The 13,112-nt window shown below is 76.7% G+C and carries 2 protein-coding genes (1 of these 2 running past the window's edge); both read left to right on the top strand.

Features of this window, described 5'->3' with window-relative positions:
- A protein-coding gene (locus tag Aco04nite_RS40340) for a type I polyketide synthase (RefSeq protein WP_213002512.1) crosses the window boundary here: on the top strand, positions 1 to 2,236 show its 3' portion. It extends 2,402 nt beyond the left edge of the window; only the last 2,236 of its 4,638 coding nucleotides appear in the window; the start codon falls outside the window, past its left edge; it ends in the stop codon at positions 2,234 to 2,236.
- Complete coding sequence (locus tag Aco04nite_RS49300) at positions 2,217 to 13,112, top strand: type I polyketide synthase (RefSeq protein WP_438874983.1); 10,896 nt, start codon at positions 2,217 to 2,219, stop codon at positions 13,110 to 13,112. The genes Aco04nite_RS40340 and Aco04nite_RS49300 overlap by 20 nt, the downstream gene beginning before the upstream one ends.

Here is a 13,112-nt window from a genome sequence, read left to right as displayed (position 1 = left end):
CGGGGTCACCCGGTTCCTCGAACTGGGACCACAGGCGGTGCTCACGCCGATGGTGCGGGCCCTGCGCGCCGAAGCGCTCGCGGTGCCCGCCCTGCGCAAGGACCGCGCCGACGACGAGGCGCTGCTCGCGGCCGTGGCCCGGCTGCACACCGACGGCCGGTCCGTGGACTGGGCCCGGGTCGTCGAGCCGGCGGGCGGGCGGCGGATCACGCTGCCCACGTACCCGTTCGCGCGCGACCGCTACTGGCCCGATCTCCCCGTGGCACCGGCCGCCGTCCCCGGCAGCACCGCGGACGGCGACTTCTGGACCCACGTGGCCGGCGGCGACGCGGACGTGCTGGGCCGGCTGCTCGGCCTGGCCGACGGCGCCGCGCTCGCACCGGTGCTGCCCGCCATGGCCGCCTGGCACCGCGGCTCGCAGGCCGCGACCGTCAGCGACGGCTGGCGCTACGAGGTCAGCTGGGAACCCGCCGGCCCGCCGTCCGCGACGTTGTCCGGCGCCTGGCTGCTCGCCGGCCCGGTCCCCGACGACGTCGTCGCGGCCCTGCACGACGCCGGCGCCACCACCACGACCGACCCGTCGGCGGCCATCGCGGGCGTGCTCACCTGCGCGGGCGCGGCCGGCCTGCTCACGCAGCTGCGGGCGCTGCCCGCGACCGGCCCGGCCGTGTGGCACCTGACCCGCGGCGCGGTCGCCGTGGACAACGAGCCCGGCGACCCGGAGCAGGAGCTCGCCCGGGGCCTCGGCCGGGCGGCCGCACTGGAGCTGCCGCAGCGCTGGGGCGGCCAGATCGACCTGCCGGCGACGCTCGACGCCGCCGCGGCCGACCGGCTCGTCGCGGTGCTCGCCGACGGCACCGAGGACCAGGTCGTCATCCGCGGCGACCGGGTCCGCGCCGCCCGCCTGCACCCCGCCCCCGCCACGGCCGCCCCCGGAGCGGGGTGGCGGCCGTCCGGCACCGTGCTCATCACCGGCGGCACCGGTGCGCTAGGTGCCCATCTCGCCCGGCGGCTCGCCGAGCGCGGCGTCCCGCATCTGATCCTGACCAGCCGCAGCGGCCCGGACGCCCCCGGCGTCGCCGGGCTCCGCGAGGAGCTTCGTGCCGCCGGGACCGAGGTCACCGTCGTCGCCGCCGACATCACCGACCCCGCCGCGGTCGCGGCCGTCCTCGCCGGGGTGCCGGCGCGATGGCCGCTGAGCGCGGTGGTCCACGCCGCCGGCACCGGGAGCGTCGAGCCGATCAGCGAGGCGACGGCGGCGTCGTTCGAGGCCGCGATGCACGCCAAGGTACGCGGCGCCGCGGTGCTCGACGAGCTGCTCTCCGGGGTTCCGCTCGACGCGTTCGTGCTGTTCGGCTCGATCGCCGGGGTGTGGGGCGCGGGCGGGCAGCCGGCGTACTCCGCGGCCAACGCGTACCTCGGTGCGCTGGCCCGGTCACGCCGGGCCCGCGGCGCGGTAGCGACCTGTGTGCACTGGGGCCCGTGGGGCGGTGACGGCATGGCCTCGGACGAGGCCGCCGTCGCGTACCTGGCCCGCCGTGGGCTGCGCCCGATGGACCCGGCGTTCGCCCTGACCGCGCTGGAACGGGCGGTGGCCGGTGGCGACACCGAGGTCACCGTGGCCGATCTCGACCCCGCCCGGTTCGCGGCGACGTTCTCCTCGGTACGCGCCCAGCCGCTGCTCACCGCGCTGAACACGGCACCCGCCCCCGCCGGTGGCCCCGACGTGCCCGGCGGCGAGTTGCGTGACCGGGCCGCCGCGCTCACCGGCGCCGACCGCCGGGACGTCCTGCTGGACGGGGTGCGCGAGCACGCCGCCGCGGTCCTCGGGTTCACCCGCCCGGACGCCGTCGCCCCCGAGCGCGCCCTGCGCGACCTGGGCCTGGACTCGCTCACCGCGGTCGAGCTTCGTGACCGGCTCGCCGCGGCGACCGGCGCCGCCCTGCCCGCCACGCTCGTCTTCGACTATCCGAGCGCGCAGGCGATCGCCGCGCATCTCGAGGCGGAGCTGTTCGGTGCGGAGACCGGGGAGGACGACGAGGACACCCGGCTGCGGGCGTCGCTCGCCCGGATCACCACGGCCCAGCTGCGCGCCGCCGGCCTGCTCGACGTGATGCTGCGGCTCGCCGAGGGCCGCACCGACCCGGACGACCCCACCGCGACCACCCCGGTCGCCATCGACGACCTGAACGGCGAAGACCTGCTCCGCCTGGCACGTGGCGAGTGGACGTCCTGACCGTGCCCCACGACTGGAGCTCCTGATGTCTGCCACGATCGATGAGTACGTCGCCGCGCTGCGCTCCTCCCTGAAGGACAACGACCGACTGCGCTCGGAGAACAAGGCCCTCACCGACGCCGCCACCGAACCGGTCGCCGTGGTCGGCATGGCGTGCCGGCTGCCCGGCGGCGCCGACTCGCCCGAGACGCTGTGGCACCTGGTCGACACGGGTGCCGACGGCATCACCGGGTTCCCCGCCGACCGCGGCTGGGTGGTCGACCCGGGCACCTCGACCTACGCGGCGCAGGGCGGCTTCGTCCCCGCCGCCACCGCGTTCGACCCGGCGTTCTTCGGGATCTCGCCGCGTGAGGCGCTGGCCATGGACCCGCAGCAGCGCCTGGTCCTGGAGACCACCTACGAGCTGCTGGAGCGCACCGGGCTCGACCCGCGCGCGCTGCGCGGCAGCCGGACCGGCGTCTTCCTCGGTGCGTCCACGTCCGGCTACCAGTATCTGGTGCCCGGCGAGGCGCAGGGCTACGCGCTGACCGGCAACGCCGCGAGCATCCTCTCCGGCCGGGTGGCGTACGCGTTCGGCTTCGAGGGCCCGACCGTCACCATCGACACGGCGTGCTCGTCGTCGCTGGTCGCGTTGCATCTCGCGGCCCAGGCGCTGCGGCGGGGCGAGTGCTCGCTGGCCGTCGCGGGCGGCGTCACCGTCATGGTCACGGCGGACGCGTACGGCGCCTTCGCCCGCCAGCAGGGCCTCGCGTCCGACGGCCGGTGCAAGCCGTTCGCCGACGCGGCCGACGGCACCGGCTGGTCCGAGGGCTCCGGCCTGCTCATGGTCGAGCGGCTCAGCGACGCCCGCCGCCTCGGGCACCGGGTGCTCGCGGTGCTGCGCGGCAGCGCGGTCAACTCCGACGGCGCCAGCAACGGCCTGACCGCCCCGAACGGCCCCTCGCAGCAGCGGGTCATCCGGGCCGCGCTGGCCGACGCCGGTGTGCGGGCGGCCGACGTGGACGTCGTCGAGGCGCACGGCACCGGCACCCGGCTGGGTGACCCGATCGAGGCCCAGGCACTGCTCGCCACCTACGGCCGGGATCGCCCCGCCGACCGTCCGCTGCACCTCGGCTCGGTGAAGTCGAACATCGGGCACACCCAGGCCGCCGCGGGCGCCGCCGGCGTCATCAAGATGATCATGGCGATGCGGCACGGCCGGATCCCGCGCACCCTGCACGTCGACGCCCCGACCTCGCACGTCGACTGGACCGCCGGCGCGGTGGAGCTGCTCACCGAGCCGGTGGCCTGGGCGGCGGGGGAGCGTCCCCGCTACGCCGGTGTCTCATCGTTCGGCGTGAGCGGCACCAACGCGCACGTCATCCTGCAGGAGCCGCCGGCCGCCGACGCCGCCCCGGCCGCGCCGCCGCTCACCGCCCCGGCCCCGTTCCTCATCTCCGCCGGCACCGCCGCCGGGCTGCGGGACCAGGCCGCCCGCCTGCGCGAACACCTCGCCGCGCCGGGAGCCCCCGCCCCGGCCGCGGTCGCCGCGGCGCTGGCCGGAACCCGGTCCGCGCTCGACCACCGAGCGGTCGTCGTCGCCGGCGACACCACGCTGGCCGGGCTGCTGGCCGATCTCGAAGCCGGCCGGAGCGGGCCCGGCGTGGTCCGCGGGGCCACGGGCCCGGGCAAGGTCGCGTTCCTGTTCACCGGGCAGGGCGCCCAGCACACCGGTATGGGCGCGGAGCTGCGCGCGACGTACCCCGTGTTCGCCGAGGCCTTCGCCGACGTGTGCGAGCGGTTCGGCGCGCTGCCCGACGGGCCGTTGCGCGAGGTGATCGACGCCGGGGGGCCGCTGCTCGAACGCACCGATTACGCGCAGGCGGCGCTGTTCGCGTACGAGATCGCCCTCTTCCGCCTTGTCGAGTCGTGGGGTGTGGTGCCCGACGCGGTGCTGGGCCACTCGATCGGCCAGCTCGCCGCCGCGCACGTGGCCGGCGTACTCACCCTGGACGACGCCGTCACCCTCGTGGCGGCACGGGGCCGGCTGATGGCCGCGCTGCCCGCCGGTGGCGCGATGCTGTCCGTCGCCGCCTCCGAGGTGGAAGTGCTCGCCGCGCTGCAGCACCGCCCCGGACTCGGCATCGCCGCGGTCAACGGCCCGGCCGCCACCGTGGTTTCCGGCCCGGCGGACCAGGTGACCGAGCTGGAGGCGGAGGCCGACCGGCTCGGCTGGCGTACCCGGCGGCTGCGCGTGTCGCACGCGTTCCACTCGGCGCTGATGGATCCCATGCTCGACGACTTCGCCGCCGTCGCGCAACGCGTCGCGTACGCCCCGGCCCGCGTCCCGATCGTCTGCGACCGCACCGGCGAGCAGCTCACCACCGTGGACGCCACCACCTGGGTACGGCACGTGCGCGAGACGGTCCGTTTTCAGGACGCCGTGGCCGCGTTGCCCGCGCTCGGCGTCACCCGGTACCTCGAGATAGGCCCCGCCGCCGTACTCACCGGCCTGGCCCGGCAGATCGTCACGGCGCCGCCCGGCGAGCCGGAGCCGGTGCTGGCCGCGGCCGCCCGGACCGGCCGGGAGGAGCCCGCCGCGCTGCTGGAGGCCGTCGGCCGGCTGTGGACCGCGGGCGTGGCCGTGGACTGGGCCGCGCTGGTCGGCCCCTGCCCGCCCGCGCACGCCGCCGACCTGCCCACCTACGCGTTCCAGCACGAGCGCTTCTGGCCCGAGCCGCACCCCGTGGCCCCGGTCTCCGGCACCGACGCGGCCGAGGCGTCGTTCTGGGCCGCCGTCGAGGACGCCGACGCCGAGTCGGTCGCCGGCACCGTCGGCATCGACGACCCGGGCGACCTGGCCGCCGTCCTGCCCGCGCTCGCCGCGTGGCGCCGGGCCGGGCGCACCAGCGCCACCCTCGCCGAGTGGCGCTACCGGATCGCGTGGCGCCCGGTCACCCCGCCCGCCGCGACGCTGTCCGGCTCGTGGCTGGTCGTCCGCCCGGCCGAGGTCGACGCCGGCGAGATCATCCGCGCACTGTCCCACGCCGGCGCCGTCGTGTCCGTGCTCGACCTCGACGGGACCGCGCTCGACCGGGCCGAGCTGGACAGGGCTGGGCTCGTCGACCGCCTGGCCGAGCTCCCGGCCCCGGACACCATTGTCTCCCTCGCACCGCTCGCACCCGGGTACTACGCCGACACCGCACTGACCCGGGGCGCGGCGCTCACCGTCGCGCTGCTGCAGGCGCTCGACGACGCGGACCTGACCGCACCGATGTGGTCGCTGACCCGGCAGTCGGTCGCCACCGAGCCCGGCGCCGTCGTTCCCGACCCGGGCCAGGCGCAGGTCTGGGGTCTCGGCCGGGTCGCCGCGCTGGAGCTGCCGCGCCGCTGGGCCGGCCTGATCGACCTGCCCGCCACGCTCGGCCCGGCCGGGGCGGGCCGCCTCGTCGCCGTGCTGGCCGCCGCGGACGAGGACCAGGTCGCGATCCGTCCGGGCGGGGTGGCCGCACGCAGGCTCGTCCGGGCACCCGGTCCCGTCCCCGCCGTCCCGGCCGTCGTCCCGTCCGGGACGGTGCTGGTCACCGGCGGCACCGGCGCGCTCGGGGCCCACGTCGCCCGCGCGCTGGCCGGCCGGGGCGTACCCCACCTGATCCTGACCGGGCGACGCGGCCCGGACGCTCCCGGCGTGAGCGAGCTCGCCGCCGAGCTGACCGCGGCCGGCACCCGGGTGAGCGTCGTGGCCTGCGACGTCGCCGACCGGGCGGCCGTCGAGGAGCTGCTCGCCGGGGTCCCGGCCGACCTGCCGCTCAGCGGTGTCGTCCACGCGGCCGGCGCCGGGGACCCGGGCGCGCTGCTCACCAGCGACCTGCCCGGCTTCGCGGCCGTGCTGCGGGCGAAGGTGGCCGGCGCCCGGCACCTCGACGAGCTGACCGCGGGCCTCCCCCTCGGCTTCTTCGTCGTGTTCGGCTCGGTCGCCGGTGTCTGGGGCAGCGGCGGGCAGGCCGCGTACGCCGCCGCGAACGCCGCTCTCGACAGCCTGGTGGAGCACCGCCGCGGCCGGGGCGAGACCGGCACGTCCGTCGCATGGGGACCGTGGTCCGGCGCGGGCATGGTCGGCTCCGCCGAGACCGAGGAGTACCTGCGCCTGCGCGGTCTGCGGGCGATGGACCCCGCGCTCGCGGTCGCGGCACTGCTGGACGCCGTCGACCACGACGAGACCTGCGTGGCGGTCGCCGATGTCGAGTGGCCGGTGTTCGTACCCGCCTTCACCCTGGCCCGCCCGCAGCCGCTGCTCGCCGAGCTGCCCGTCGTCCCGGCCGGTGGCGCCGGCGCGGCCACCGCCGGGCTCAGCGCGTTCGCGGCCGGGCTCGCCGGGCTCGCACCCGCGGACCGGGACCGGCACCTGCTGGAGCTCGTCCGCACCACCGCCGCCCGGCTGCTCGGCCACGACAGCCTCGACGCGGTGAGCGCGAAAGCCACGTTCCAGAGCCTCGGCTTCGACTCGTTGACCGCCATCGAGCTGCGCGACCTGCTCGTCACCGCGACCGGCCTGTCGCTGAGCGCCACCCTCATCTACGACCACCCGACGCCGCTCGCGCTCGCCACCGAGCTCGGTGGCAGGCTCTTCGGCGCCGAACCCGGCAGCGGCGCCGCGGCGACGGGCGTGGCACCGACCGCCCCGGCCGGGAGCATGGCCGAGGACCCGATCGCGATCGTCGCGATGGCCTGCCGCTACCCGGGTGACGTGGAGTCCCCCGAGGATCTCTGGCGGCTCGTGGAGAGCGGCGCCGAGGGTCTCACCACGTTCCCCGCCGACCGGGGCTGGGACGTCGACGCGCTGCACGAGGCCGAGGGCGCGCCGTCCGTCCGCCTCGGCGGCTTCCTCGGCGGCGCCCCGCTCTTCGACGCCGACCTGTTCGCCATCTCGCCGCGCGAGGCGCTCGCGATGGACCCGCAGCAGCGCCTGTTGCTGGAGACCGCGTGGGAGGCGTTCGAGCGGGGTGGCCTCGATCCGGCCGGGCTGCGCGGCAGCCGTACCGGCGTGTTCGTCGGCACCACCGGCCAGGACTACCTCGGGCTGCTCACGGCGACCGCGCACGGCAACGACGGGCATCAGGGTACGGGCAACGCCGCCGCGGTCCTCTCCGGACGGCTCGCGTACACGTTCGGCCTGGAAGGCCCCGCGCTCACCGTCGACACCGCCTGCTCGGCCTCGCTGGTCGCCCTGCACCTCGCCGTGCAGGCCCTGCGCTCCGGCGACTGCGACCTGGCCCTGGCCGGCGGCGCCACCGTGATGGCCACGCCGTCCGCGTTCGTGTCGTTCAGCAAGGAGCTCGGCCTCACCTCGGACGGGCGCTGCAAGGCGTTCGCGGCGGCCGCCGACGGCACCGGCTGGTCCGAGGGCGTCGGCCTGGTGCTGGTCGAGCGGCTGTCCGACGCCCGGCGCCGGGGCCACGACGTGCTGGCGCTGGTCCGGGGGTCCGCGGTCAACCAGGACGGCGCGAGCAACGGGCTGACCGCGCCGAACGGGCCCGCCCAGCAACGCGTCATCCGGCAGGCGCTGGCGAACGCCGACCTGCGACCGGCCGACGTGGACGCGGTCGAGGGCCACGGCACCGGCACCCGGCTCGGTGACCCGATCGAGGCGCAGGCGCTGCTGGCGACGTACGGCCAGGACCGGGACCGGCCCCTGTGGCTGGGCTCGCTCAAGTCGAACATCGGGCACACCCAGGCGGCCGCGGGCATCGGCGGCGTGCTCAAGATGGTCATGGCACTGCGCAACAACATGCTGCCCCGTACGCTGCACGTCGACTCTCCCACCCATGAGGTCGACTGGACGGCGGGCGCCGTCGAGCTGCTCACCGAGCCGCGCCCGTGGCCGGCCGGTGACGAGCCGCGCCGCGCCGGCGTCTCCTCGTTCGGGATGAGCGGCACCAACGCCCACGTGATCATCGAAGAGGCCCCGGTCGTCGCCCAGGAGGACGACCGGGTCACCCCGCCGGCCGGGCCGCTGCCGTGGCTGCTGTCCGGGCGTACGCCCGAGGCGCTGCACGCGCAGGCCGGCCGGCTCGCCGCGGTGGTGGACGGGGACCGGCTCGCGGTCGCCCGTACCCTCGCGACCGGCCGGGCCGCCCTGGAGCACCGTGCCGTCGTGGTGGCCACCGGACCGGACGCGTTCCGCGCCGGACTGTCCGGGGTGGCCCCGGCCGCCCGCGCCTCCTCGGACGGCGTCATCCTCGTCTTCCCCGGCCAGGGCGGGCAGTGGGCCGGCATGGCCGCCGGGCTGCTCGACGAGGACCCGGTGTTCGCGGCGCGCCTGGCCGAGTGTGACGAGGTGCTCGCGGAGCTGGTCGACTGGTCGGTGGCGGACGTGCTGCGCGGCGCCGACGACTCCTGGCTGGGCCGCGACGACGTCCTGCAGCCGGTCTGGTGGTCGGTGCTGGTCGCGCTCGGCGCGGTGTGGCGGGCCTCCGGCGTCCGCGTCGACGGCGTGGTCGGCCACTCGCAGGGCGAGATCGCCGCGGCGGTGGTGGCCGGCGGGCTGAGCCTGCGCGACGCCGCGCGGATGGTCGTGCTGCGCAGCAAGCTGTTGCGCAGCCTCGCCCACCTCGGCGGCATGCTGCTGGTCGGTGCGGACGCGGACGTCACCCGGCGGCTGTGCGAGGACGTCCCCGGCATCGGGATCGCCGCCTACAACGGGCCGTCGCTGACCGTCGTCTCCGGCGACGAGGCCGGGCTGATCGCCGTGGAGGAGCACTGCGGCGCCCTGAACGTGTGGTCGCGGCGGGTACCCATCGAGTACGCCTCCCACTCCGCGCACGTCGACCGGGTCCGCGACGAGTTCCTGACGGCCATGGCGCCGGTCGCGCCCGTGCCGGGGGTGCTGCCGTTCTATTCGACCGTACGCGGGACCCGCACGGGCACGGAGGAACTCGACGCCGCCTACTGGTACGCCAACGTCCGCGAGCCGGTGCTGTTCGATCCCGTGATCCGCGACCTCGTGGCCGCCGGGCACGACCTGTTCGTCGAGTGCAGCCCGCACCCGGTCCTCAACGCCGGGGTGGAGGACCGCGGCGGCGTCTCGGTGACCACGCTGCGCCGCGGCGAGGGTGACCGGGCCCGGCTGTTGCGCTCGTTCGGGGCGGCCTGGGCGGCCGGTGCGGACCTCGACTGGCGGGTCCTGCTCGGCGACGGACCGAGGGCGGACCTGCCGACCTACCCGTTCCAGCGCACCCGGTTCTGGCCGCAACCGCGGCCCGTGGCCGGCGACATGGGCTACGCCGGCCTCGCCGCGGGCGGTCACCCGCTGCTCGGCGCCGAGCTGAGCCTGGCCGGCGGTGACGGGATCGTGCTCACCGGCCGCATCTCCGTCGCCACCCACCCCTGGCTCGCCGACCACGTCGTGCTCGGCAGCACGCTGTTCCCCGGCACCGGCTTCGTCGAGCTGGCCCTGCACGCCGGCCGCCGGGTGGGCTGCGACACGCTGCGCGAGCTCACGCTGGCCGCGCCGCTCGTCCTGCCGGCCTTCGGCGGGGTGCAGGTCCAGGTACGCGCGGGCGCCCCGGACGGCAGCGGCGACCGGGAGATCAGCGTCGCGTCACGCGCCGAGGAGGACGGCGACTGGGTGCTGCACGCCCAGGGCCTCCTCGGCGCCGGTTCCACGGCTTCGCCGTCCGCCGCGACGGTCTGGCCCCCGGCCGGGGCGACGCCGCTCGCGGTCGACACCGTCTACGAGACCGCCCGGGCTGCCGGCTACGACTACGGTCCGGTGTTCCAGGGCCTGCAGCGCGCGTGGCGTACGGCCGACGGGGTCGCCGCCGAGGTCAGCCTGCCGCAGACCGCGGAGGGCGACACGTACGGCCTGCACCCGGCGCTGCTCGACGCCGCCCTGCACGCCGCCGGCCTGGTCTCCGAGGGGGCCGACGCCGCCCGGGTGCCGTTCGCCTGGACGGGCGTCACACTGCACGCCTCCGGTGCCGCGATGCTGCGCGTGCTGCTGACCCCGGCGGGGGAGAACGCGTTGGCCGTGGTCGCCGCGGACAGCACCGGGATGCCGGTCGCCGCGGTGGAGCAGCTCGTGTTCCGGCCGGTGTCGGCGGACCGGCTCGAGTCGGGCTCGACGCCGCGCCTCGACGACTCGTTGTTCCGCGTCGACTGGGAGCCGGTCCCGGCGCCCACGTCCGGCACTGCGTACCCGGATGATGCGGTGTCCTTCCTGGATGCCGGCGCGACCCTCAAGGATCTGCCCGACCCGGTGCCGCCGACGGTGCTGACCTGGTTGTCCACCGGCGACGACGGCGACCGGCCCGGGGACGTCGCGCGGCTCTCCGCCCACGCGCTCGACCTGGCCCAGCGCTGGCTGGCCGACGACCGGTTCGCCGCGTCCCGCCTGGTGCTGCTCACCCGGTACGCGACGCCGGCCACCGGACCGATCTCCGACGCCGCCGCGGCCGCCGCCCTGGGTCTGCTGCGCAGTGCGCAGACCGAGAACCCGGACCGCTTCGTCCTGGCGGACCTGGACGACAGCGAGGCCTCGCTGACCGCCGTGACCGGGCCGCTCCCGGACGAGCCGCAGCTCGCGTTCCGGGAGGGCGCGCCGATGGCGCCGCGACTGGTCCGGGCGCTGCCCGGTACCGCCCTCGCGGTGCCGAAGGAGGGGCCGTGGCGCCTCGACGCGACCGGTGACGGCACGCTGGACTCGCTCGGCCTGCGCCCGGCGCCCGACGCGGCCCGCCCGGTCGGCCGGGACGAGGTCCGGATCGCGATCCGCGCGGCCGGCGTCAACTTCCGCGACGTGGCGATCTCGCTCGGGATGATCCCCGGGCACACCGACATGGGCATCGAGGCCGCCGGCGTGGTCACCGAGGTGGGCGCCGGCGTCACCGATCTGGTCGCGGGTGACCGGGTGTTCGGCGCCGTCCCGCTGGCCTTCGGGCCGGTCGCGGTCGTCGACCGCCGGCTGGTGGCCCGGATCCCGGCCGGCTGGACGTTCGCCGAGGCGGCGTCCGTGCCGACGGTGTTCCTGACCGCCTGGTACGGCCTGCGCGACCGTGGCGGGCTGCGGGCCGGCGAGAAGCTGCTGGTGCACGCCGCCGCGGGCGGTGTCGGCATGGCAGCCGTGCAGCTGGCCCGGCTCTGGGGCGCCGAGGTCTACGGCACCGCGAGCCCGGGCAAGTGGCGCACGCTGCGCGAGCTCGGCCTGGACGACGCCCACATCGCCTCGTCCCGCGACGCCGGCTTCGCCACGGCCTTCCCGGGCATGGACGTCGTGCTCAACTCGCTCACCGGCGAACTGCTCGACGCGTCGCTGGGCCTGCTGGGCCGTGGCGGCCGGCTGCTGGAGATGGGTAAGACCGACCAGCGCGACGCCGCCCGGATCGCCGTCGACCACCCGGGCGTGCGCTACGAGCCGTTCGACCTGACGGAGGCCGGTGCGGGCCGGGTCGGCGAGATCCTCACCGAGCTGCTCGCCCTGTTCGACCGGGACGAGCTGCGGCTGCTGCCGATCACCGGCTGGGACATCCGCGACGCGGTGAGCGCGTTCCGGCACATCAGCCGGGCCCGGCACGTCGGCAAGAACGTGCTGGTCCTGCCGGCCGCGCCGGACCCGGACGGCACCGTGCTGATCACCGGCGGTGCCGGCACGCTGGGCGGGCTGGTCGCCGAGCGGCTGGTCACCGCGCACGGCGTGCGCCGGCTGATCCTGGCCGGCCGCTCCGGCGGCGGCGAGGAACTGGTCACGCATCTGACCGGGCTCGGCGCGCAGGTCTCCGTCGTGGCGTGCGACGTGGCCGACCGCGCCGCGCTGGCGGGCCTGCTGGCGTCGATCCCGCAGAAGCATCCGCTGACCGGCGTGGTGCACTGTGCCGGCGTGCTCGACGACGGGGTGCTCGCGACCCAGACACCCGCCCGCGTCGCCACCGTCTACCGGCCCAAGGTGGACGCCGCGGTGCACCTGGACGAGCTCACCCGCGATCTCGACCTGGCATTCTTCGTGCTGTACTCGTCGGTCTCGGCCACCGTCGGCTCCGCCGGTCAGGCCAACTACGCGGGTGCGAACGCGTTCCTCGACGCGCTGGCGTCCCGCCGCCGCGCCGCGGGCCTGGCCGCCGTCTCGGTCGGCTGGGGGCTGTGGGCGCGGGCCAGCACGATGACCGCCCACCTGGACGAGACCGACCTCGTCCGGGCGTCGCGTGCCGGCGCCGCACTGTCGACCGAGCTCGGCCTCGCGCTGTTCGACGCCGCCCTGACCGGTGCCGACGCACACCTGGTCGCGGCGACCGTGAGCGCCGCCGCGCTGTCCGGCCCGCAGGTACCGCCGCTGCTGCGGCGGCTGGTGCGCCCGGCCATCCGCCGGGCGGTCGACGGCGCCGGGGGAGCGGCGACGCTGGGCGACCGGCTGGCCGCGATGACCGGCGCCGAACAGGACCGTTTCCTGCTCGACCTGGTCGTCGGGCACGCCGCCGCGGTGCTCGGCCACGGCGGCACCGAGGCGGTGGGTGCCGACCGCGCGTTCAAGGACCTCGGCTTCGACTCGCTCACCGCGGTCGAGCTGCGCAACCTGCTGTCCGCCGCGACCGGCGTACGGCTCAGCGCGACCCTGGTCTTCGACCACCCGACGCCCCAGGCGCTGGCCGACCATCTGCGCGCGCAGGTACTGCCCGAGCGGGCCAACCCGGCCGCGGTGCTGGAACGCCGGCTCGACGATGTCGAGGCGGTGCTCGGCGGTCTCGGCTCGAACGAGCGGGCCCGGGCCCGGATGCGGATCGAGGTGCTGCTGGAGCGGTTGCGGGACGACCCCGCACCGACCGGTGGCGGCGCCGACGACGACATCGCGTCCGCCACGGCGGACGACATCTTCGCACTGATCGACAGCGAGTTCGAGACCCCCTGA

The sequence above is a fragment of the Winogradskya consettensis genome (assembly GCF_018332715.1).
In the GTDB taxonomy this organism is placed as follows: Bacteria; Actinomycetota; Actinomycetes; order Mycobacteriales; family Micromonosporaceae; genus Actinoplanes; species Actinoplanes consettensis.
Note: the sequence above shows the minus strand (reverse complement) of the source record. Positions and strands in the feature narration are given on the sequence as shown.